The following is a 22807-nucleotide window of genomic DNA, read 5'->3' on the forward strand; positions in this document are numbered from 1 at the left end:
AAACTGCACTTGCAAACCCGAAACCGCCTCCCTCCTGACCAGCCCGGTCAGGAAAACTGCACTTGCAAACCCGAAACCGCCTCCCTCCTGACCAGCCCGGTCAGAAAAACTACACTTCCCACCCCAAAAACCGCATCCCTCCTGACCAGCATGGTCAGGATAATGACCTTTCCCGTCCCGAAACTGCATCTTTACTTACCAGCGTGGTCAGGAAAGACGCGGTTGTGGTCACATTGGCAGCGGTGCGGCGGTGGATTGGTAAAGAGAAATCACATCTAACGGAGAACACGCTTATCCCACGTCAGTCGGGTAGGGAGATGGGCGCGATTGAAAGAGGGAATGATGCAAGAAAAGGTAGGGGTTTGGGCAGGGGCGGCGATATTGGGGATGAAGAGGTGGTGCGGCGGTGAAAATGTGGGGTGGAGATCAAGGAAGTAGGGAAAAGAAAAACCTTCACGCACCCAACAGAGGCCGCTTACCCTTGCTACGTTCCCGTCCTGGGGGGATTGGGCGACTTGTTGCCGCGTGAAGGCTCTACCAAGTGTACACCATGCCCGGACTTATGGTCATGGAAACGCAAAATGGTATCCCGGACGGGAACGGCTCGAGGTGTGCGGGCCGAGAGTGACATCTCCCGCGATGCGGGATTATGGGGATACGGAAGCAGCATCAAATGGGAATACCCGAGGCTCGCAGGTTAAGTCCGATTTCGGTAGCGCAGAGTTATAGGGATGCAAAACGCATTTCGGACGGGAACGGCTCGAGGTGTGCGGGCCGAGAGTGACATCTCCCGCGAGGCGGGATTATGGGGATATGGAAGCAGCATCAAATGGGAATACCCGAGGCTCGCAGGTTAAGTGGGGCGAGTATGTGGCGAACTGGTGTGGGAATAGGGCCGGAGTGTGCCGTTATCCCCCAGGCCTGTGGGGCGAGTATGTGGCGAACTGGCGGAGGGATAGAGATGGTTGTAGAAACGCGGAAGCGCACCCCGAGGGGCGCGCTTCACGTTATGCCGTTGCGGCGGCCAGTGGAACGGCCGCGTAGCGGCGGAAATAATCAAACAAGAAACGGCGGAACGGATCAGGCCTTCCAGACGTCCTTGCCAGCGGCCTTGGCGGCGGCGACGTCGGCGTCGAGCTGAGCTTCGTCACCCTCGACGTTGCCGGCGATGAACTCTTCAACGAGCTGACGGGCTTCGTTGTCTTCATGCTGCACAGCCGGGGACTTCATGAAGTAGGAGGACGGCGCGAGAATCGGGCCAGCCAGACCGCGGTCGAGAGCGATCTTGGCGGCACGCAGCGCGTCGATGACGATGCCGGCGGAGTTCGGGGAATCCCAAACCTCAAGCTTGTATTCGAGGTTCAGCGGAACATCGCCGAACGTGGTGCCTTCGAGACGCACGAACGCGAACTTGCGGTCGTCGAGCCACGCCACGTAATCGGACGGGCCGATGTGCACGTTGTACGGATCCATATCGTGAGGCACGACGGACGTGACGGCGCGCGTCTTCGAAATCTTCTTGGACTCGAGGCGCGAACGCTGCAGCATGTTCATGAAGTCCATGTTGCCGCCGACGTTGAGCTGGTACGTGCGGTCGAGACGCACACCGCGGTCCTCAAACAGGCGAGCCATCACGCGGTGCGTAATCGTGGCGCCAACCTGGGACTTGATATCATCGCCAACAATCGGCACGCCAGCGTCACGGAACTTCTGAGCCCACACAGGGTCGGAAGCGATGAACACGGGCAGGCAGTTGACGAACGCGACACCAGCGTCCATGGCGGCCTGAGCGTAAGCCTTGTCGGCCTCCTCAGAACCCACGGGCAGATAGGAAATCAGCACGTCAACGTTCTTGTCGCGCAGCACCTGGGCCACGTCCACGGGCTCGGCGTCGGACTCGGTGATCATCTGACGGTAGTACTCGCCCAGACCGTCATTGGTCGGGCCACGCAGCACCTCGACGTCCAGATTCGGCACGTCGGAGAACTTGTACGTGTTGTTCTGCGAGGCGAAGATAGCCTCGGACAGGTCCTTGCCAACCTTCTCGGCATCCACATCGAAAGCCGTGACGAACTCGATGTCGCTGACACGGTAGCCTCCGAAGTTGTTATGCATCAGACCGGGGATCTTGTCTTCATCCTTGGTATCTTTGTAATACTCAACGCCCTGCACGAGTGACGAGGCGCAGTTACCCACGCCTGCAATTGCCACGCGAATGCTCATCTCTAACGGCTCCTCTAAATAGTCCTAGATAGTTAGTTCAACCCTGCGGAAGGTTTCCAACCATATAGCATACCTTGCACTACGCTCAACGTTGCGATATCAAGGATTCCGCACTGATTTTGCGCTGACTTGACTGTGAAGGAAGGAAGGGGTGGGGAGGGAGCAGCGAGGGGGGTTGTCAGCCGGATCTTCGCGTTGGTAGCGAGAATGGACACGGTTTTCGGGCATGGCGGCTACCTTGGAACCTATGGCTTCACAGACACGCACCGCGAGTTCAAGCGCCAATTCAAGTTCCGCACGCACTGCGCGCAGCACTGCCGGCACACGTTCAAACGGCCCGGCACGGCGCTCCGCTTCCAACGCGACTTCTTCATCGACCCAGCGTTCCAACGGCCCACGCCGTAAAGCTCCGAACAGGCATTCCAATAACCCCAAGCGCAAGCACAAAGGTTTGTGGTGGAAGATTCCGCTTGGCATCATTGGCGGACTGTTCGTGATCGGCATCGCCGTGTTCGCGTTCCTTTATGCCACGACGGACATTCCCCAGCCAGACAAGATCGCGTTGTCGGAGAAGACGACGGTCTACTACTCGGACGGCACCACGCGCATCGGTTCGTTCGCTGAGCAAAACCGCGAAGTGATCAACTGTTCGGTATTGCCCAAATATGTGGGGCAAGCCATTGTCGCATCCGAGGACCGTTCGTTCTATTCCAATAACGGCATCGACCCGATCGGCATGACGCGAGCATTGATCAACAACCTGTCGGGCGGCGCGCGCCAAGGCGGTTCCACCATCACACAGCAATACGCCGAACGGTATTATTTGGGCGAAACCACTTCGTATTCGGGCAAGGTCAAGGAAGCCATCCTGGCCATGAAAATCGCCAACTCCCAAGACAAAGACGAAGTGCTGTGCAATTACATGAACACGATCTATCTGGGTCGTGGCGCTTACGGCATCCAGGCTGCGGCACAGGCCTACTATGGCAAAGATGCAAAGGACCTGACGCTTGGTGAGGCGGCGACCATTGCCGGCATCATTCCGGCCCCGAGCGCCTGGAACCCGGGTGTCAACCCCGACAAGGCCAAGCAGCGTTATGACCGCGTGATGAAAATCATGGTCGAAGACGGCTATATCACGCAGCAGCAGGCTGATGACGCGAAGTTTGGCGAGCCAATTCCTGAAACGTTGAACAATGATTTCGCTGGTGAAAACGGGTATTTGCTGACCACTGTGCAAGACGAGCTCGTCAACGCGAAGGCGTTCACGAAGGAAGAGCTTGAAACTGGCGGCTACAAGATTGTGACGACGCTCGACAAAGACATGCAATCACGCATGACTGAAGTCGGCAATGAACGCCCCGAGGGCATGCCCGACACGTTGCAGGTGGGCGGCATCGCCGTCGACCAGAAAACGGGTGAAGTCAAAGCCATGTATGGCGGGCGCGATTACATCAGCAAGGCGTTGAACAACGCGACCCAGGCTGGATTCCAGCCGGGTTCGACGATGAAACCGTTCGGCCTGATCGGAGCCGCCCAAAGCGGCGTGAGCTTCAACACGCTGTTTAACGGCAACTCCCCCGTACTCTTTGAAACCACGCCAGGCGTGTTCGCCGAAGTGCCGAACGCGTTGAACATCAGCTACGGCAACATCAACCTCTACCAGGCCACGGCCAACTCGGTGAACACCGTGTTCATGAATGTCAACCAGAATCTGACGCCAGAGCGTTATGCCGAGATTGTCAAAGACGCCGGCATTACGAGCGAAATCAACCCTGATACGCTCTACAACATTCTGGGCATCAACTCGATCACCGTCTGGGACCTGGCCCAAGGCCACGCGACGATTGCGGCCAATGGCATGAAGACACCGTTGCATGTGGTCTCCGATGTGACCAAGGATGGCAAGGACCTGTACAAGCCGAACGTGACGAGCACGAAGGTGTTTGAGGAGAACGACTGCGCGCTGACGCAAAGCGCCATGCTCGGCACCACGCGTAACGGTACGGCGGCCGGCGTCTCGCAAGCGTTGGGCCGCCCCGTCGCAGGCAAGTCCGGTACGGCCAATGATGAGACAGCCGCCAGCTTTGTGGGATACACGCCACAGCTGATGAATGTGTGGGCTATCTGGAATCCGGCCGCTGATGGCAGCGCACAGGTGGTGCCGCCATTCGCAGGCTATGGTGTGAGCTCCACTGGTTACCCGGCTCATTTGTTCCAAGAATTCATGACGACGGCCGTGGCTTCGATGCCGGTGGAAGAGTTCCCGACGGCTATTGACAATGGCAAGATTGGCGGCCCTGACGGTAAGTGGGGCATCAACGGCGGCAGCAGCGCAGGCTCGCAACGCCCCTACACGCCATTGGAACAGCCGACCACGGAGCCGAGCCCGTCGGATTCGCCGAGCTCGCAGTCCCCGACTCCGAGCTCGCCTCAGCCGGCACAGCCCACTCCTGAGCAGCCGACCACGCCCGAGACGCCGGACACTCCAACGCCGACCGAGTCGCCTACCGAACCAGCGCCGGAACCATCGACGACCACACCGGCAGCGCCGGCAACGCCACAGGCGCAAAACCGTCAGGCATCGAACACCAATGCGAATGCGGCGGCAAAACAGCCATGAGGGTTGCGCGAAAATAAATAAAAACAGCCCCTCGCCCCCCCCCAAAAAAAACGGGAGGGGAGGGGCACACAACGGCCAAGGCCCGGCATCTCAACTTGCGTGAGATGCCGGGCCTTGGCGTTGCGCGGACGGAGCCGACCGAGCCGACCGAGCCGACCGAGCCGACCGAGCGGACGGAGCGGTCCGGTCAGCGCTGGTAACGGTTGATTGCCGAAATGATGGCCTTGAGCGAGCTCGTGACGATCGACGAGTCGATACCGACGCCCCACACGACGCGACGCTCAGCGTGCTCGCCAATCTCACACTTGACGTAAGCCGCAGCGAACGCGTCGGAACCGACGGACATCGTGTGCTCGGCGTAATCCTGGACGGACGCGATGATGCCGAACGTCTTGACAGCGTCGAGGAACGCAGCGATCGGGCCGTTGCCGCTGCCCTCAATCGTGCGTTCGATTTCCTCGTCCTCACCAGGATTGATGCCGCGGTCGAGCAGCGTGGCCTGCAGCTGCGTGTCCGAACCGTCTTCACCCGACGAAACCGACACCTTGAGCAGCTTGAGACGGCCCCACTGTTCGAGCGACTCGTCGTGATCCTGCACGGCCGCACCCTCAATTTCCGTGGCACCGCTCTCCTGGACGGGCAGATACTCGTCCTTGAACAGACGCCAGATGTCGTCGCTCGTCACTTCCTTCTTCGTGCGGTCGGCATGGGCCTGCACCACCTTGTCGAACTCGATTTGCAAGCTCTTGGGCAGGTCAAGATGATGCTTCGTTTTAAGCAGATACGCCATGCCGCCCTTGCCCGACTGCGAATTAACACGGATGATCGCCTCATACGAGCGGCCCACATCCTTGGGATCAATCGGCAGATACGGCACGAGCCAGACGAAGTCCTCAAGCTTGGCACCCTGCTGTTCGGCAGCGAACTCGCGCGCTTCCAAGCCCTTCTTGATCGCGTCCTGATGGGAGCCCGAGAAAGCCGTGAACACGAAGTCGCCGGCATACGGATGACGCTCGGAAATCTTGATCTGGTTGCAGTATTCAACCGTCTTGCGAATCGCCGGCACATCGGACACCTCAAGCTGCGGGTCGATGCCCTGCGTGAGTAGGTTCAGCGCGAGCGTGATCAGATCCACGTTGCCCGTGCGCTCACCATTGCCGAGCAGGCAGCCTTCGATACGGTCGGCACCGGCCAGCATGCCGAGCTCAGCGGCGGCCACGCCCATGCCTTCATCGTTGTGCGGGTGCAGCGACAGCACGACAGAGTCACGATGGTCGAGGTTCGTTGACATGTATTCGACCTGGTCGGCGAACACGTTCGGCGTCGTCATTTCGACGGTGGCCGGCAGGTTGATGATCATTGGATGTTCAGGAGTGGGCTTGATCACGCTGATTACGGCGTTGCACACCTCGAGCGCATACTCGGGTTCGGTACCCGTGAACGATTCGGGCGAATACTCGTAGTAGAGGTCGATGCCCTCGGCTTCGCTTTCGAGCTGCTTGCACAGTTCGGCGGCGTCAGTGGCGAGCTTCGTGATGCCCTCGCGGTCCTTGCGGAACACGACTTCACGCTGCAGCACCGACACGGAGTTGTAGAAGTGCACAATCGCGCGCTTGGCGCCTTTGAGGCATTCATATGTCTTGCGGATCAGATGCTCGCGGGCCTGCGTGAGCACAACAATCGTGACATCATCGGGGATCAGTTCACGTTCAATAAGAATACGGATAAAGTCGTAATCGGTTTCGGACGCGCTCGGGAAACCGACTTCAATCTCTTTGAAACCCATCTTGAGCAACAGGTTCCAGAAACGCAACTTGCGCTCGGAGTCCATAGGGTTGACCAGCGCTTGGTTGCCATCGCGCAAATCCACGGAACACCAGCGTGGGGCGCGGCGCAGCGTCTTATTCGGCCAGGTGCGCTGCGGATAGTCGAACGGCACCTGCTTGTTGTAGGCCAGATACTTCGTATACGGCATTGTGCTGGGCTTCTGCGGGCATCCGATGAATCGTGCCGGAGGCAGCAGCGGATCGTTGTTTCCTCCGTTGGATGCCGCTGCAACTGCGGCAAGATCAAACACTGACGATTGATCCTGTGCCATCTGTCCTCCTTCGTGTTGGTTGGTACGCGGGCTGCTTCATGGTCAGGCCGTTGATCGGTGATCAGGGCATGACTGACCGCGTGGTGTGTTCCGACTTTACCGCGTTACGACACGGATGTTGGTAGACATTTCAAAAATCTGCACAAATAATGAGCAAATCATGCGAAAACACGTGGGGGGTGAGTATGGGGGTGGGGTTGGGGGTGCTCTTGAGGCGTGTTTGGAGAGTCGATTTTTGGGTGCATGGTGCTGGGGTCAGCTGGGATCCGCTGGGGTTCGGCTGAGATTCGGGTTGAATCCGACCGCGATTCAAGCCACATGCAAAACAGATCCGGCAGCCAGCCGTCCTCGGTTGCAGCGCTTACGAAACGTGGGGACGCGCAACGGCACGCTTGCCACGAGGGTATGCAGCAATATAAAAATTTTCAGAAAAACAGCGTCCCCGCTTACAGAACCGTCCGCAACCCAACCGCCCCCAGCCCAACCGCCAGCGCCTCTCTCAGGCCATCAAATTGACGCCCACGCGGTCGACGCAGTACGCGTTGCCGAGCCAGGTGTGACGCGAGTTGGGCCACACGGCGCCGAGGCGCGGGGCGTTCTGGCTCATCCAGATGCTTGGCACGCGGCCGTCGTTCGAGCGCGAGCCGAGCAGATTGAAGCCGTTTTTCTCGAGCAGCCACTCGGGATGCTGCGTGGCGATGGCCAGGCCTTCTTCGAGTGTGAGTGGCAGCCGTTCGTCGGTCTCGATCAGTTTGCGCGCCACGTCGGGCTCGCGGTTGACGTAGCAGGTGCCCGTGTGCGGTTCGATGACGAGATAGAACGGGCCTTCGGGCGGCTCGAACCCGTCGGTGGGCACGAAACTGGCGATATCTCGCGGCGGCATCGTTGTGAAGCCGGCCATGCGGTTGATGGACGTGCGTGCGATCAACGATTCGGGCGTCACGAGCTCGCGCGTGGGCACGAGCAGAATGTTGCGGCCCAAATCAAGCTCGCCTGACTCGGCCTGCTCGTCCAACGAACGCAGCAGCGGGTCGGCGAGGGCCCGGAATGCGGCGGCGCTCATATCCGCCACATCCGGGTAGCCCAACGCGATGATACGTTCAAGCTGTCTGCGTGCTTCTTTCGATGCTTCCGACATGTTTTCCAGCCTAGCGCCCGGTGCCGCACGTCACGGACCGGGCTTGTTGCTCAGAGCTGATCCGCGTAATGCTTGCGGGCGACGATTTCGGCGAGTTCCACGGCGTTGAGCGCGGCTCCCTTGCGCAGGTTGTCGTTCGTGACGAACAGCGCGAGGCCCTTCTTGCCGTCCACAGCCTGATCCTGGCGGATGCGGCCCACAAAGCTCGGCGTCTGGCCGGCTGCCATCTGGGCCGTCGGAATGTCGACGAGCTCAACAGCCTCGGCCTCAGCCAGCACGCGGCGCGCGTCGTCCGGCGTCACGTCGTTCTCAAACTCGGCGTTCACGCTCATGCCGTGCGAAGTGAACACGCCCACGCGCACGCACGTGCACGACGCCTTGAGGTCGGGCAAGTGCAGAATCTTGCGGCTTTCGTTGCGCAGCTTCTGCTCTTCGTCGGTCTCCTCGGAGCCGTCGTCCACGAGGTCGCCGATGAACGGGACTTCGTTGAACGCGATCGTGCGCACGATCTTCGTGGGTTCAGGGAAGTCGATCGCGTCGCCACCGAACACAAGCTTGTCGGCGCCCTGCTCGACGGCCGCGGCAGCCTCGTTCATCAGCTGCTCAACGCCCGCGCGGCCCGCGCCCGACACGGCCTGGTAGGAGCTGACAATCAGGCGCTTGAGGCCGAACGCGTCCGCCAGCGGCTTCATGACAGGCATGATCGCCATTGTCGTGCAGTTCGGGTTGGCCACGATACCGGCCGGAATCTCGTCAAGGTCGTCAGGGTTGACTTCAGCCACGACGAGCGGTACGTCGTCGTGCAGACGCCACTGGGAGGAGTTGTCGATGACGATTGCGCCAGCTTCGGCGAACTTGGGGGCCCACTGCTTGGAGGTGCCGCCACCGGCCGAGAAGATGGCGATATCAATGCCGCTCAGGTCAGCCTTGGCCACGTCCTCGACGGGCACTTCGTGGCCTTCCCATTCGAGCGTCTGGCCGGCCGAGCGGGCCGACGCGAGGAAGCGGATGTCCTTGACCGGGAAGTTCCGTTCGGCCAGCACGCGTCGCATGACCATGCCGACCTGGCCCGTGGCTCCCAACACGGCAACGTTTACGCCGCGTTCATTGATCTGTACCATGTGCAATCTCCTGCCTTGTGGTGGGCGGCGTGGGACCGTCCAAATTCATTCACGTAATTGGAATCGGGTGGGGTGAGAGTGGGTTCAGCGACCCGTGCCGCCGTAGACGACGGCCTCAACCTTGTCGGCGTCCAGACCGTAGGCCGTGTGCAGGGCCTTGACGGCCGCGTCAAGCTGGTCGAGCGGCACGAGCGCGGCGATACGGATTTCGGAAGTGGAAATCATCAGCACATTGATGCCTTCCTCACTGAGCGCCTGGAAGAAGATCGCCGCCAGACCCGAGTGCGTTTTCATGCCGATGCCGACCACGGCCACCTTGCCGACGTTCGTGTCGACGTCAAACGAGTTGAAACCGAGCGTGTCCTGGTGCTGGATCAGCAGTTCGCGTACCTTGCCGGCCGCATCGCCCGGCATCGTGAACGAAATGTCCGCCAGGCCCGTGGAGGCGCCGGCCTGCACGATCATGTCCACGTTGATGCCGGCTTCAGCCAGTCCGCGGAACACGCGCGCCGCCATGCCCGGCTCATCGGTCACGCCGCGCAGCGTGACGAGCGTTTCGGTCTTGTCGTGCGCCACGCCCGAGATAATCGGGGTTTCCTGGCCCAGGTCGGGGAAAAGGTCGCCGAGGTTCTGCTGTGCCGCTTCAGTCATGGGGTTGTTCTCCTACGTTGATGATGAACGTTCGTCAAGTTCAGGTTGGGTGGGGATTGGGTTGGGTGATGTGTTTTGTTTCCCGTATTGCAACTGTGGCGTTCCGTCACAGGTTGGGCAACGCGTCTGCATCAACCCCTGGCGGCACAATCACCGTGCCGCGGCGATGCGAGAACGAGCTGCGCACATGCAATGGCATCTTGAACCGCTGTGCGTATTCCACGCAACGCAGCGCGAGCACCTTGGACCCGCAGGATGCCATTTCAAGAATCTCTTCATACCCGATGGACGGAATGCGCTTGGCTGTGGGCACGATGCGCGGATCGGCCGTGAACACGCCATCAACATCCGTATAAATCTCACATACGTCGGCACCCAATGCCACGGCCAATGCCACAGCCGACGTGTCCGAACCGCCACGGCCCAGCGTAGTGGCGTCGCCTTTCTCATTGCGGCCTTGGAAACCGGCCACAATAGCTACACTGCCCTTGTCGAGCGCGCGGCGCACACGTGCCGGGTTGACGGCCTTGATGTGGGCGGCTCCGAACTGGGCGTCGGTCATGAAACCGGCCTGCGAACCCGTGAACGAATAGGCGTGCGAACCGGCCGCATGGATCGCCATGGCCAGTAGGCTCATCGAGATGCGTTCGCCTGCCGTCATCAGCATGTCCATCTCGCGTGCCGGAGGTTGCGAATCAATGCTCAGCGCTTGGTCAATGAGGTCATCGGTGGTGTCGCCCATGGCCGAAACAACAACGGCGACTTCGTTGCCGGCGTTCTTCGTCTCAATAATGCGTCGAGCGACTCGTTTGATGCCTTCGGCATCAGCCACGGATGATCCGCCATATTTTTGCACGATGAGCGCCACAACAGTCCTGTCTCTCAAATGTTCGGTTCACGTCCCGCATTAACGTCCTGCATTGAAGGAAATCCTGGATGGATACGGGGCTTGTATGGGGTGCCACCGGAACATGGCACGTATCGCGATTATAGAAACCGTTCGCTACACACCCCACAGGTCTCCCATTATGCGAAATGTTGCGGCTTCTGGTCTGTTGCGGCCTTAGGCGTCACGCCGTCCCATCAGCGCGCGAGACAACGTGATTTCATCGGCGTATTCAAGATCCGCGCCCACAGGCAGGCCACTGGCCAGACGCGTGACTTTGATTTCCAGCGGCGACAGCAAGCGGCTCAGATACGTGGTGGTCGCTTCGCCTTCGATGTTGGGGTTGAGCGCCACGATGACTTCGGTCACGCTGTCGTCTTTGAGGCGGTCCAACAATGCGGGGATCGCCAGGTCGTTGGGGCCGATGTTGGCCATCGGGTTGATGGTGCCGCCGAGCACATGGTAGAGGCCACGGTATTCGCGTGTGCGTTCGATGCTCATCACATCCTTGGGCTCCTCGACGACGCAAATCATCGTATGGTCGCGGCGCGGATCGGAACAGATCGCGCAAGGACTCGTTTCGCAAACGTTGCCGCAAATCTCGCAGAAACGCACTTTATGCTTGACTTCCTCAATCGCATCCGCCAGACGCTGCGCCTCCTCGTCGGAAGCGCTGAGCAGATGGAACGCAATGCGCTGCGCACCTTTGGGACCAATGCCCGGCAAGCTTGCGAATGCGTCGATCAGACGCTGGATCGCGCCATCATAAGCCAATGCCATCGTTCATCCTCCAAATGATTGCCTATGGGTCAAGCGCACGCTGCAGGCTGCACGCTACATACGCTCATGAAGACGCGCGCGTGGAAGGCCGCATCATCATGAGCGCTGTGTATGCGAGTTGTGCGGGTTATGCGGGTCGTCGGCGGCGAAATGCTCCTCGGACTTGACTTCAAACATACGCTTGATTTCCTCGATGTCTACAACGCCGGAGCCTTCCAGACTGTCGTCATCAAGCGAATACACATCGTCTTCAGCCGAAACTTCAGGCACTGCAGGTTGGGCTTGCGCAGTGTGCGCGGAGCCCTGACCGGCTTCGGGCTGCTGCGCAGGCGGCACAGCGCCTTGCGGCCCATATGGATCGCCCTGAGGGATGTCCGTGGCCGCGGCTGTGCCAAAGCCGCGGGTGTTTGCCGCCTGACCATGCTGACCATGCTGGCTATGCAGCATCTGGGATGCGGCCCATGGGTCTTCACTGTCGGTCGGTACCGGACGTGAGGGATCGACAGGGGCTGCAGTGCCAGATCCCTGCGCTTCGGAAGCGGCTTGGCGTGCCGCAGCGCCATGTGTCGGCACCCGTGTGGCATCTGCTGGCGTCGATGAGGCTTGCGTGGCTGAATCAAACGAGACGGGAGCCGCCAACGACTGCCCAATGGGCTGTGCCCATGGGTCGCTCAAGTCGATTTGAGGATGCAACACGGCAGCGGCCGTCATCGGCATCGGGTTGCCCCACGGATCCGTTGACGGTTGTGTAACGGGAGCCGATGCCGATGCTGACGTCGATGCTGATGCCGGAGAGACAGCAGTTTGCGCAGCAATCGGAGTGGCGAAAGCAGCGGCAGCGGCCGGGTCGCCGTCGCTGGCCGTATCGTTCGTCGCCTCCCCATGGTCGGCGGCGGCTGATCCTTGAGTGGCGCCATGCGATGTGCGTCCTTGTGACCATTCAGCGCCGACAGCTTTGAGATCGCGCTGCATGATCTGCGCCTTGATCGTCTTGCGCTGTTCATCGGTCAAACGGCTGACCGGAGGAGCCACCTCGCCATTGGCCATTTTCTGCGTGGGAGCCAGCGAGACTTGGTCGCCAAACACCTCATGCACTTTGGCACGCACAATGTCTTGCACTCTGTTCGAGCCGCCAATCGACTCATTGGCCACGGCAAAAGCGAACGCATACTTGCTCAACGGCGTATCGAACTTAATCCACAACCGCTGCGCGCCCGTGCGAGGATCTGCGGCCAGATTGATTCGCGGCACATGGGTGCGATCCACATACATGCGAATCTGCTCGGGCAGCGAGGCGACGAGCGCATCCCAACGCTCATCAGGCGTACCCGACATGGCGGCCGATGTCGATGCCTGTGATGCGTCGGCTGCAGTGCCTGACGCATGCGCGGATGCCGAGCCGTCTGCTGAAGCTGCTGGCGACGATGGTGACGATGGTGATGCTGCAGCTGAGGTTGCTGGCATCACAGGCATCGCCACACCCCAGGCATCAGTCGCCGCGGCATCGGCAGCCGCCGCATGGGTCGCCGCTGACGCATAGGCATCAGCGGGAGCCGCGGCCGCCTGCGATGCTTGACGCTGCGATGTGGCGGCCGGCGAGCCGGATGGGGTCTGAGCGGGAGCGGATGCAGACTGGGTTGTAGCGGATGCAGTCTGGGCTGTTGTTGCGGCAGGCTGCATCTCTTTGCGCCCGGCACCGATGAATCCACCGTGCGGCGCTGGAGCCTTGTGGTGCGTCTCCACATCGGCGTCACCTTCACGCATCGCAGCACCCGACTGCAGCGCTCCGGGTTCACGCGTAGCGAGCAGCCGCGCCGCCAACAGTTCAAGGCGCATGCGAGGTGACACGGCACCCACCATCTGCACCAGAGCCTGGTTGATCGTCTCAGCCATGGCCGTGATTGCGGGCAGCCCCAATGCCTGGGCCTGACGATGCAAATCTTCGCGGTTCTCAGCCGCATCGTCGCTGAGCACGCTTTCAGCTTTGTCGCCGGCCAGCGTCAGCACGAGCAAATCGCGCGCATAAGCCAACAGGTCTTCCACAAAGCGGCGTGCGTCAAAACCGCCGACAATGACTTTTTGAATGACGCCATACAGCGCGGCGCCATCACGATTGATTACGGCATCAACCGCTTCGCTGATCAGCACGTCGGGCGTGAATCCCAGCAATGCGACAGCCGAGTCGTAGGTCATCTCACCATCGACAGCACCGACCATCAGCTGGTCGAGCACCGAAAGCGTATCGCGCACCGAGCCGCCACCTGCACGCATCGCCAAGCGCAGCACACCAGGTTCAGCTTCAATGTGTTCCTGCTCACAGATCTGCTCGAGGTAGGGTCCCATGATTTCTTGCGGCACTAAGCGGAACGGATAGTGATGCGTGCGCGAGCGAATCGTGCCGATCACACGCTCCGGCTCGGTTGTGGCGAAGATGAACATGACATGCTCAGGCGGCTCCTCCACAATCTTGAGCAATGCGTTGAAGCCTTGCGGCGTGACCATGTGGGCCTCGTCGAGGATGAAAATCTTATAGCGGTCGCGTGCCGGCGCGAAGCCTGCGCGGTCGCGCAGTTCACGCGCATCTTCCACACCGTTATGGCTGGCCGCATCAATCTCGACCACGTCAATGGAACCCGGTCCGCCATTGGCCAAATCCTTGCAGCTTTCACATTCGCCGCACGGATGGGATGTGGGACCTTGGGCACAGTTGATGCAACGCGCAAGAATACGCGCCGAGCTGGTTTTGCCACAACCGCGCGGACCTGAGAACAAGTAGGCATGCGTCAGCTTGTTGGCGTCCAGTGCGCGCATCAACGGCACTGTGACCTGGTCCTGACCGACCACACCTTCGAACGTATCGGGCCTATACCTGCGATACAACGCGAGCGCCATGAGTCTTCCCATCCTTCACAACAATATGTATCCACGGTACCGGTAGCCCTCCATCGAGCCTCGCCTCATACCAAGGCCGACACGTGCCGCCCACGTTGGTTTGCAAGCGCGCAGTCAGTCAGCCTTCGGCGCGTCGGGTGCGTCAGATGCAGCCAGGTCGCCCGCCGCTTCCTGCGCCTGCATTTCCTGCTGATCCATGGCTGTGTCAACTTCCATGAACAGGCCTGTCAACGGGTCGCGACCATCACGGCGGATTGCCGCAATCGTCGATTCCTCAGTCGCATTACGGAACGCTTCGGCCACGGCAGGCGGTACGAGTACACGCAACGCGTTGCTCACTGCCTGCACTTCAACAGGCACCGTGCCCACGTATTCGCCATCCGCCGACAGGATTGGCGGCTCGGCGCCTTGACCGCTGTACGACAGTTTCACCGAACGCACGCGCTGCCATCCCATGAACGGACAGCTCAGGATACGTCCCGCATAGCTGCGCTTTACGGCTGTCGCGCATTCACGCAATGTCGGCTTGCGGCTAAGCCAGACCAGGTCGAGCAAACCGTCACCGAACCGCGAATACGGGGAGACCTGGATGCCTCCGCCGATATGCCGCGAGTTCGCCACAGTCAACATCGAGGTGGTCAGGTCGTATTCCACCATGGATCCGTCTGCGAGCTCGGCTTGCACATGATACCCGTACTGCTTCATATGCAGCAGCTCTTGTACGAGAGCCACAAAGTAGCGCACGGAGCCATTGGGCAAATGCGAATGGTTCGCGCGGTCGTTGACGTTGGCGTCCAGTCCGCAAGACAGCATGCCGCCGAAATACTTGTGGATAGGACGTGGTTCGTCAAACTCTTCACCGGTTGAGGTGTCCACGGCATGGCTGCCAGGCAATGAGGTGACCAAGCCAAGGTCCACATCAATCGAGCAATGCTTGACGATGGCGCCCACAACGCCTTCGACGGCGGTTTGCAGGCGGTTGATTGGCAAATCCATGCCACGTGCGAAGTCGTTGCCCGAACCCATGGCCACAATGCCCAGCGGTTTGTTCGTGCCACCTACCGCATTGGCGCCGAGCGCAATCATGCCATCACCACCCACTACCACGAGATAGTCGTAGTCGTCAGCATGGGTTGTTGCGTTCTGCAGTGAAGCGTCAAAACTGTCGCCAGTCAAATCGATCACGTCAAAGCCATACTGCGAGCCACGTTCTTCGAGCAGCTGTTTGGACTGCACCAGAGCCTTGGCACCCGCCCCTTTGCCGGACGTCGGATTGCCAATGACCGCCACCGTACCGAACGACTGCTTCATGGCGGATTGCGGTTGTGTGCTGCGCTCTTGATTCATACAAACCAATGTAACCAGCACAACTCCCCCACACTAGAGCGCTGCAGTTGCCAGCGAACATCGCATGCATCTCACGGCGTTGACCCGATAGCCTCGAACGCGCTGCGCGCCCGTACCATGGGCAGCCTATGTTGCGAACCATCATGACTTCCAGCCATGCACTGCTTGGCCCACCACACTGCTCGATCTGTCGCGCCCCGCTCAACCTGTCGCGCTGTCACACACCACCCGACCTGTCACGCACCGCATGGCACGGGACCGGCACGCGAGCGCGCATTCACCTGCCCAAGCACTGGCAGCATGACGTCGCGCGCCGCTTCCACGCGCACATCGTCACCGTCAACGCGGCACGATACGAACGTGGCGTCATTGCCAAGCACTGTGCGCTGCGCAAGCGCACACGCGTCAGCGTTTCCGTTGCGATACGCTTGCGCACCGGCGAGCGCGGCCATGTCGGCGGCTGATTGCGCCTTGGCGCGGTTGAGCAGCACATCGGCACCCAACAGCACCGCTATGATCAGCAATGCGCACAGCATGACGAGCGCCGCACCTACCACCGTCATGCTTCCTTCATCACTGCCGTTGAGCCAGAGCGCACGCTTGCGCGCCACGCTACGCTGAGTACGCATATCACGCTCCCTTCATGCTCGTTCGTGTCTGGCATCAGATGACAAGCCTTACGGCCATTACGACTCGCAACGTTTCATGTGAAACAAAAGGCTGTTTCCCTACGCTTTATGTTGCACGTGAAGCTTTGATGCACGCGGTCCGAAAACCGACATATTTGTCACTCGCCACACCGCGCCTCCTCCCTTCCTCCAGACGCACTCCATTCCGTTGTGCCACGGCCCCCACGATTCCATCCATGGCTCTGCCGCGGTTGCGCCATGGTTCCGCCATGGCCGTGTCACGGCTCCTTCACGGCAACGGCTTTGCCTTGCACGCGCGTGGGTAGTACACCTAGCGGGTCAGGCACCACAGCACAACTCACCGTCACCTGTGTGCCGCCCGTTGATGCGCCGACGGTTACGCGCACATCATCGCCTGCAGCCTGCCGCGCCGCCATGACGGCGCGACCTTGCGCATCATCGCCTTCCACAACGAGCGCACGCGCCGCGCTCGCCGCAGCATCCTGGCAGCTCAACGACACGACCGAGGCTCGCGCCACATAGAGCAACGACACGGCAAGCACCACCACGACGGGCAGCACGCATGCGAATTCCGCAGTGGCTGCCCCGTCGTCGTGAGCGTTGAACCATTCGCGCAGCATCGCATCAACTAATCGTCAACGCGCGCTGCACAATGCCCTCAAGCAGCGATTGCACGGTGCCGGATTTAAGCAGCGCCACAAGCAATGCGGCAAAACCCGTAGCCGCCACAAGCACCACGGCGTATTCGGCCGTGGCGGCGCCACGTTCAGGTTCGACCATCACAGCGGCCATGCGGCCGCGCCAATCGGCGGCCCAATCGATGCCACGTCGCATCAATTGCCCCATCGGGTCGCTTCCGCCACTGATCAAACGCTCATCCAGCATGGGATTGCAAACAAAGTTCATGCGGTCCATCCAAGTCCCCTTCCTCACTGGGTCTGTCTCATTGGATTGTGTGCCATACCGAAATCCCGCCACACGCCAATCAGCCTGCAGCCAGAATCCGTACCCGGCGCGGTGTTTGCCGCGCTGTGAAGTGCCGCATCATTGCGACAGGCCAGCCTCATCTGGCATGCATCCACTGTGCCTCACGACGCAGCGCAAGTCGAGCCGCTCGGACCTTTGTGGATAACTGAAAAGATATCCACAAAGGTCCGAGTGAATTGACTGCATTGGCTCGGTATGCTTCGCGGCGATTAGTTGATCATGGCGGCGATTGTGGGTATCACGGCAATACAAATGAATGCCGGAAGAAAACACAGCGCTGTCGGCACCAATAAATTGACGGACAGGCGCGAAGCCCGCTGCTCCAGGTCGGCACGTTCGGCAGTGTCAAGCTGCTCAATCATCGCGCGGATCTGCGGCACAGCTTGCGTACCCCGCTCCCAAGGTGCGCGCAAACAATCGCGCACGGCCTGCAGCGTGCGACGCTCACCTGCAGCCAGCGAGCCGTCCATGACCCAAGCGTCGGTCCAGAGCGAACCGTTCAACAGCCGTTGACCTGCCACACGCAATCCGTCCCCCGTCGCGCCAGAAACCACATCCCCGACGGCAATCAGTGCGCGCGGTACGGACGCGCCGTCACCCAACGCAGCGGCCAATAACTCCAACGTCAACGTAGCCGGCAGCGTTACGGACGCTCGTTGACGCTGATTATTGGCACTAGAAAGAGCAAACTTTCTCAACCGCCCAACGACTCCACGTCCACAACCAACCCAGACAATGCCGGCGGCCAGCAACGCCGCCAATACGGGTTGCAACCCTGAAATTGCTTGCATTCCTGCCCTCCTTTGGTATACGGGCAATCGTGTTCCACGAACCGGTCAAGCGTTCCATACCTTGGTCAAGCAGCGACGCGTTCGAGCAGCATGCGCATCCACCACAGTCCCACACCCCAACACAACGCGCCCACACACAAACACACCCACCCCAATACTGAACCGCACAGGAACGCGATTGGATGAGCACCCAACAGTTCTCCGAGCAGCAACGTCAACGCGGGCAGCACCGAAAGCACACGCACCGTGGAACGCGGCATCGCAAACGCGTTGGCCGTCAAATCAGCTTGCAACCGCATGCGCGCATGAGCCAAACGCACGGCCTCACAACACACCGCCGCCCGGCAACCCAATTGGGCGCTCAACATGTGGGCGGCCAACAGCCCTTGGGCCACAAGCGTGAGTTGCTGATCCGAGTCGGCAACGCTGCAATGCTGCGCAAGCATCGCACGCAACAAATGCGGCTGCATGCGCCCCATGCTGTCTCGAATGCGCATGGGCTGATGAGCTTGCGTTACTCGGTGGCTTGAGTGAGCGAGCTGAGATCGCTGGAATCGCAGTGAATGATGAGACTGCGGCGATGGGCCTCGCGCGCCGATGCAGACGTCATCAAACGCGGCGCCGGAACGCAACGCGGCCACAGCTCCGGCAAGCCACACGCCAAGCCCCATGCCGTCGTCATCCGGATGGGACGAACGAGACGAACGAAAGCCGCCGAACAAACCGGCAACGCTCTGAGTATGCGAGGCGTGCAGGTCGGTCTGCCGCGAGCCATTGGTGTTGGCTGCAGACGACATCGATGTGAGCCGCGCGCGCAGGCTTGAGTTTCGTGACACTACCAACCAGGTGAGCATGGCCGCGATCATCGCCGCCACAAGCGGCATCATGCGAGCACCTGCCGTGTCGACGCGGCCATAGCGCACCACGGTTGCATCGCCGAAGCCCACAATGGGTTCGTGACGGGAGCCGACTTACCATCCCAACGCGCCGCCGTACGGGCGGCAAGCGCGCCATTATTCAGACCAAAACAACCGATTTCATCAATGAAACGCCGCGAACCACGGCGCTGCACATGCACAATCGCCTGAAACGCGCCTTGGGCCAGCAACGCGAGCGCTTCAGGCTGCACACCCGCCAACAATCCCAACGCGACCAAGCGGGCCGGCACACGCTCCACACTGTCGGCATGTAACGTCGTCATGCTGCCGCGGTGGCCTGAGTTGAGCGCTCGCAACAAATCGGCGATTTCTTCACCGCGGCATTCCCCGACGACGATGCGGTCGGGGCGCATACGCAACGTGGCCTTGACCAGTTGCGGCAACCCCACGGCGCCCGCGCCTTCGACGTTGGCTTGCCGTGCCACGAGCGACACCAAATGGCTGTGCTGTACGGCGCCAAGTTCACGCACTTCCTCAACGGCCACGATACGTTCCTGCTGTGCCGTGGTCATGAGCAGCGCTTTGAGCAACGTGGTTTTGCCGGCGCCCGTACCACCGCAGATCAGCACATTGGCATGGCCTCGCACCAGGCCTTGCAGCAGTGCACGCCACTGAGCCGGGTACAGGCCCTCACGCTCAAGGTCGTCCAGGCTGACTGCTGTGCGGTCAGGCAAACGGATTGATACGGCGGCTCCTGATGGCACGATTGGCGCGATGACGGCGTGCACGCGCGTGCCATCCACAGCTGACGCGTCGGCGATTGGACTGGCTTCATCAAGGCGCGTGCCAAGCTGGGCGCACAGCCGCACGGCGAACATGCGTTGCACGTCCGCATCATCCATGGGCACGGCTGGTGTGATGCGTTCCATGCCGTGTCCGCAGTCAGCCCATACACGTCCGTCGGGAGTGAGCAGAATATCGGTCACACCGGGTTGGTGTGCGATGGCGGCCAGCGGACCCAAATCCACAGCGCAGCCATGCATGGGTGCTAGTGCGGCCTGTGCCGCATTGCAATCCCCTGGGGCTGCGTGCGCTGACGATCGGGATGTCGCGCTGTGCCGGCCGCTCATCGCGATGCACCTGAGGTGTGGTTGCCGTGGGCGGCACTTGCGGCGCGGGAACCTTGTTCAGCGGCACCTTCGCCATGCCATAGTCGTTGCACGGCGTTGGCCACGTCGCCAATCACACGCGCCATCGGTTTACTGATGCGGTCCAAGCCCATGCCATCGAGCACATCGGAACACAAGCGCGCATCGGCCCTCACGGTACCAAGGAGCGCCATATCCAAGTAATCCTCAGCATCCGGCTGCGGCACGACGCCACGCGCATGCTGTGCTCCGCGCGGGGTTATGCCCACAAGCAATGGTTGTGGTGCGGCATGTGCGGCGAGCGCTTGGCTATTGGGGGATGCGCTCGATGCGTGTTCTTGCCAAAGCTGGTCCAACCATGCCAGATACGCTTTGGTCCGGGCCAAGCCCAGCACCGACAGTTCCACGGCTATGACCATGGCCGACGCCATAAGGTCAGCCACGTGCGTGAACGCGGTACCCAATCCCGCATCCACCACCACAGGTTTGCCTTGTGCGGCGAGCGCGCTGACCGCTGCCTGCACCTCGAACCATTGCGGGGGTTGCTGCGCCATCCACGGGTCAAACGTCAACACCGCAGTGTCTTGCCACAATGGCAGCTCCTGCAGCAACGCCACACCATCAAGCTGTGCCAACGGCGCATGGATATCTTGCCAGCGCCGACCTTGATCATGTTCCATGCCAAGCAGCACGTCAAGACCGGCTCCGTTCATGCGTATGTCCGCATCGATCAGTACTGCGCCTTCATGCTGCTGGCACAGTGTCATCGCGAGCAATGCCGCCAAGGTTGAGGTGCCGATGCCGCCTGTGGCGCTCGTGACGCTCACGGTTTGCGACAATGCATGGCGTGGAGTCAAACCTTCGGGAGGGCGCTGCGCCATGCGTTCTTTGGCTTGTGTAGGCAGTGTTGAGTGCACGCTGCGCGTGGATTCCTGCGTTTTCAGCCGGCCGCCTTCGACTTGGCCCTGGCTGCGGCCAGGCACATAGTAGCGGCGCGGCGAGCACGCTTTGGCTATGATGTTTCGTCCATCGCCCAGGCTGTGGTGTTGCCCTATTGTGATTGCAGTAGTCATGCTCCGATTGAACGGCAGCCGCTGAGTTGGTTCAACTCGGCTGACGTTGTGCATAACCTGACCGTTATCCACCGGCTATGCACAGCCCCCGTCATGAGTGCCGCCCGCTCACCCATGCGCGTTATTGCAAGCCAACGCACCCACCGGTTTGCATCTGGCATGCTGGTGCGCTACACGCTTTTGAGCGCGACACACGCCCCCGCGCTGATCGCTTCCTTCCGGCGCCCCCGTGCTGATCGCTTCCTCCCGACGCCCACGAGCCAGAGAGCATGCGCATGGCACCAGCAACAAGCAATGCCACACCTTTCGCGCGAAAAGTGTGGCATTCCATAACGAACCAAGCCGCCACAGCATGGAGCGGATGCAGTTAGCACAACTGGTTCAGCGAAGCTGATCAGTCGATGACGCCGTAGAGGCGGTCGCCGGCATCACCAAGACCTGGCACGATATACGACTTGTCGTTGAGGCCTTCATCCACGCCGCACACCACAACCTTGAAATCGATGGACGGGTCGATGTTTTCTTCAACGTACTTGATGCCTTCTGGTGCGGCGATGATACACACGGCCGTCACATCCTTGGCGCCACGGTCGGCAAGATAATGCGTGGCTGCCACGAGCGTGCCACCAGTGGCCAGCATCGGGTCAATCAGGAAGCACTGGCGTCCCGTCAAATCATCAGGCAGACGGTTGGCGTAGGTAATCTGCTGCGTTGGATTCTCCTCATCACGCTTCATGCCGAGGAATCCGACTTCGGCCGAAGGCAGCATACGCGTCATGCCGTCCAGCATGCCCAGACCAGCACGCAGCACAGGCACAATGATCGGACGCGGCTTGGCAATGGCCTTGCCGATCATTGGGGCGACCGGCGTTTCAATCGGCTTGTCGACCACGGCGATGTTGCGCGTGGCTTCATAGGCTTCGAGCGTGACGAGCTCAGTGACGAGCTCACGGAAAGTGGAAGATGACGTGTTCTTATCACGCAGAATGGTGAGCTTGTGCTCGACCAGCGGATGATCCAGTACTTGAAGTTCCATGGTTTCTAAGCATAGCGCCGCCCGTTGCCAGCATTTCGCCAGTTCCTCGCTGCATACACCATTAACGCATCGCAACGTATTGCGCCGCATAGTCACGCGCCCCATCATGGGGTAGCCGGCGGCCATGACGGCATGCGGAAATAAAGAAAAGAAAACAGCAGAACAGCGTGGTCGGGAGGAAAAGGCGGCAGAGAGAAAGGGATGGACGCCAAGAGAAAAGGAAGAAAAGGGGGTGGGGAAAGGGGCACGAAAGGGGAAGCACGAAAGGAGAAAAGGAGGAAGAAGAGGAAGGTAAGAGGAAAGATATAGGAAAAGAAAAGAGGGGAAGGAAAAAGGAAAGAAGAAAGAAAACGTCGGACCGCGAAAGCGCCATGTCGGCGCACAGGCCGCTCGCAGCGGCAAAAAATGGAGCCCGGGGCTATGCACGGCCCGACGCGGACTCCACTATACATGAGTGCAGGCGGGCGGCACACCATACTTGGCCG

Annotated in this window: 18 protein-coding genes and 1 other RNA gene; 1 reads left to right on the forward strand and 18 read right to left on the reverse strand. The window is 60.4% G+C overall.

Annotated elements, in window-relative coordinates; all coding sequences use genetic code 11:
* Positions 1 to 441: 441 nt before the first annotated feature.
* An RNA gene (gene ffs, locus BGLCM_RS08140) (signal recognition particle sRNA small type) lies at positions 442 to 538 on the reverse strand.
* Between the two features lie 542 nt (positions 539 to 1080).
* Positions 1081 to 2223: an inositol-3-phosphate synthase gene (locus tag BGLCM_RS00010; protein ID WP_006295459.1), complete on the reverse strand. Its 1143-nt coding sequence runs from the start codon at positions 2221 to 2223 to the stop codon at positions 1081 to 1083.
* 247 nt (positions 2224 to 2470) lie between these two features.
* Here BGLCM_RS00010 and BGLCM_RS00015 point away from each other — a divergent pair, with 247 nt between their 5' ends.
* The gene (locus tag BGLCM_RS00015) at positions 2471 to 4846 is read left to right on the forward strand and encodes a transglycosylase domain-containing protein (protein WP_081450411.1); all 2376 of its coding nucleotides are present in this window, start codon (positions 2471 to 2473) and stop codon (positions 4844 to 4846) included.
* Between the two features lie 187 nt (positions 4847 to 5033).
* Here the strand turns inward: BGLCM_RS00015 and leuA are convergent, their stop codons facing one another.
* The 16 genes from leuA to upp form a co-directional block, all read right to left on the reverse strand.
* Complete coding sequence (gene leuA / locus BGLCM_RS00020; RefSeq protein ID WP_006295462.1) at positions 5034 to 6944, reverse strand: 2-isopropylmalate synthase; 1911 nt, start codon at positions 6942 to 6944, stop codon at positions 5034 to 5036.
* Positions 6945 to 7443: 499 nt separating this feature from the next.
* Entirely contained in the window at positions 7444 to 8082 is a 639-nt protein-coding gene (locus BGLCM_RS00025; RefSeq protein WP_006295463.1) for a DUF5701 family protein, read from the reverse strand.
* 50 nt (positions 8083 to 8132) lie between these two features.
* Positions 8133 to 9203, reverse strand: coding sequence for an aspartate-semialdehyde dehydrogenase (locus BGLCM_RS00030; protein WP_006295464.1), 1071 nt, complete (start codon positions 9201 to 9203; stop codon positions 8133 to 8135).
* 84 nt (positions 9204 to 9287) lie between these two features.
* A complete protein-coding gene (locus BGLCM_RS00035) occupies positions 9288 to 9854 on the reverse strand; it encodes an ACT domain-containing protein (RefSeq protein ID WP_006295465.1) in 567 nt (188 codons plus the stop codon).
* Positions 9855 to 9960: 106 nt separating this feature from the next.
* Positions 9961 to 10722 (reverse strand): aspartate kinase, encoded by a 762-nt coding sequence (locus BGLCM_RS00040; protein WP_006295466.1) that lies wholly within the window; start codon positions 10720 to 10722, stop codon positions 9961 to 9963.
* A 195-nt stretch (positions 10723 to 10917) separates the two neighbouring features.
* On the reverse strand, positions 10918 to 11520 hold the full coding sequence (gene recR, locus BGLCM_RS00045; RefSeq protein WP_006295467.1) for a recombination mediator RecR: 603 nt from the start codon (positions 11518 to 11520) through the stop codon (positions 10918 to 10920).
* A 96-nt stretch (positions 11521 to 11616) separates the two neighbouring features.
* Positions 11617 to 14412 (reverse strand): DNA polymerase III subunit gamma/tau, encoded by a 2796-nt coding sequence (dnaX, locus tag BGLCM_RS00050; RefSeq protein ID WP_044084326.1) that lies wholly within the window; start codon positions 14410 to 14412, stop codon positions 11617 to 11619.
* 114 nt (positions 14413 to 14526) lie between these two features.
* Positions 14527 to 15759: a diacylglycerol/lipid kinase family protein gene (locus BGLCM_RS00055; protein ID WP_006295469.1), complete on the reverse strand. Its 1233-nt coding sequence runs from the start codon at positions 15757 to 15759 to the stop codon at positions 14527 to 14529.
* A gap of 236 nt (positions 15760 to 15995) precedes the next feature.
* On the reverse strand, positions 15996 to 16388 hold the full coding sequence (locus BGLCM_RS00060) for an Rv3654c family TadE-like protein (RefSeq protein WP_006295470.1): 393 nt from the start codon (positions 16386 to 16388) through the stop codon (positions 15996 to 15998).
* A gap of 278 nt (positions 16389 to 16666) precedes the next feature.
* Positions 16667 to 17029, reverse strand: coding sequence for a TadE family type IV pilus minor pilin (locus BGLCM_RS00065; RefSeq protein ID WP_006295472.1), 363 nt, complete (start codon positions 17027 to 17029; stop codon positions 16667 to 16669).
* 4 nt (positions 17030 to 17033) lie between these two features.
* Complete coding sequence (locus BGLCM_RS00070; protein WP_006295473.1) at positions 17034 to 17324, reverse strand: DUF4244 domain-containing protein; 291 nt, start codon at positions 17322 to 17324, stop codon at positions 17034 to 17036.
* A gap of 281 nt (positions 17325 to 17605) precedes the next feature.
* Complete coding sequence (locus BGLCM_RS00075) at positions 17606 to 18187, reverse strand: hypothetical protein (RefSeq protein ID WP_006295475.1); 582 nt, start codon at positions 18185 to 18187, stop codon at positions 17606 to 17608.
* Positions 18188 to 18252: 65 nt separating this feature from the next.
* Positions 18253 to 19074, reverse strand: a complete 822-nt coding sequence (locus BGLCM_RS07870; protein WP_006295476.1) for a hypothetical protein — start codon at positions 19072 to 19074, stop codon at positions 18253 to 18255.
* On the reverse strand, positions 19071 to 20108 hold the full coding sequence (locus tag BGLCM_RS00085) for a TadA family conjugal transfer-associated ATPase (RefSeq protein WP_006295477.1): 1038 nt from the start codon (positions 20106 to 20108) through the stop codon (positions 19071 to 19073). The genes BGLCM_RS07870 and BGLCM_RS00085 overlap by 4 nt, the downstream gene beginning before the upstream one ends.
* Before the next feature lie 83 nt (positions 20109 to 20191).
* Complete coding sequence (locus BGLCM_RS00090) at positions 20192 to 21286, reverse strand: P-loop NTPase (RefSeq protein WP_006295478.1); 1095 nt, start codon at positions 21284 to 21286, stop codon at positions 20192 to 20194.
* A gap of 394 nt (positions 21287 to 21680) precedes the next feature.
* A complete protein-coding gene (gene upp, locus BGLCM_RS00095) occupies positions 21681 to 22322 on the reverse strand; it encodes a uracil phosphoribosyltransferase (RefSeq protein WP_044084328.1) in 642 nt (213 codons plus the stop codon).
* Between the last annotated feature and the right edge of the window lie 485 nt (positions 22323 to 22807).

The organism is Bifidobacterium gallicum DSM 20093 = LMG 11596 (assembly GCF_000741205.1).
Lineage (GTDB): Bacteria > Actinomycetota > Actinomycetes > Actinomycetales > Bifidobacteriaceae > Bifidobacterium > Bifidobacterium gallicum.

Bases quoted from the DNA above. Each gene is read 5' to 3' on its own strand.
- BGLCM_RS00010 (WP_006295459.1), bottom strand. From the start codon at position 2,223: ATGAGCATTCGCGTGGCAATTGCAGGCGTGGGTAACTGCGCCTCGTCA.
- BGLCM_RS00015 (WP_081450411.1), top strand. From the start codon at position 2,471: ATGGCTTCACAGACACGCACCGCGAGTTCAAGCGCCAATTCAAGTTCC.
- leuA (WP_006295462.1), bottom strand. From the start codon at position 6,944: ATGGCACAGGATCAATCGTCAGTGTTTGATCTTGCCGCAGTTGCAGCG.
- BGLCM_RS00025 (WP_006295463.1), bottom strand. From the start codon at position 8,082: ATGTCGGAAGCATCGAAAGAAGCACGCAGACAGCTTGAACGTATCATC.
- BGLCM_RS00030 (WP_006295464.1), bottom strand. From the start codon at position 9,203: ATGGTACAGATCAATGAACGCGGCGTAAACGTTGCCGTGTTGGGAGCC.
- BGLCM_RS00035 (WP_006295465.1), bottom strand. From the start codon at position 9,854: ATGACTGAAGCGGCACAGCAGAACCTCGGCGACCTTTTCCCCGACCTG.
- recR (WP_006295467.1), bottom strand. From the start codon at position 11,520: ATGGCATTGGCTTATGATGGCGCGATCCAGCGTCTGATCGACGCATTC.
- dnaX (WP_044084326.1), bottom strand. From the start codon at position 14,412: ATGGCGCTCGCGTTGTATCGCAGGTATAGGCCCGATACGTTCGAAGGT.
- BGLCM_RS00055 (WP_006295469.1), bottom strand. From the start codon at position 15,759: ATGAATCAAGAGCGCAGCACACAACCGCAATCCGCCATGAAGCAGTCG.
- BGLCM_RS00060 (WP_006295470.1), bottom strand. From the start codon at position 16,388: ATGCGTACTCAGCGTAGCGTGGCGCGCAAGCGTGCGCTCTGGCTCAAC.
- BGLCM_RS00065 (WP_006295472.1), bottom strand. From the start codon at position 17,029: ATGCTGCGCGAATGGTTCAACGCTCACGACGACGGGGCAGCCACTGCG.
- BGLCM_RS00070 (WP_006295473.1), bottom strand. From the start codon at position 17,324: ATGGACCGCATGAACTTTGTTTGCAATCCCATGCTGGATGAGCGTTTG.
- BGLCM_RS00075 (WP_006295475.1), bottom strand. From the start codon at position 18,187: ATGCAAGCAATTTCAGGGTTGCAACCCGTATTGGCGGCGTTGCTGGCC.
- BGLCM_RS07870 (WP_006295476.1), bottom strand. From the start codon at position 19,074: ATGATGCCGCTTGTGGCGGCGATGATCGCGGCCATGCTCACCTGGTTG.
- BGLCM_RS00085 (WP_006295477.1), bottom strand. From the start codon at position 20,108: ATGCATGGCTGCGCTGTGGATTTGGGTCCGCTGGCCGCCATCGCACAC.
- BGLCM_RS00090 (WP_006295478.1), bottom strand. From the start codon at position 21,286: ATGACTACTGCAATCACAATAGGGCAACACCACAGCCTGGGCGATGGA.
- upp (WP_044084328.1), bottom strand. From the start codon at position 22,322: ATGGAACTTCAAGTACTGGATCATCCGCTGGTCGAGCACAAGCTCACC.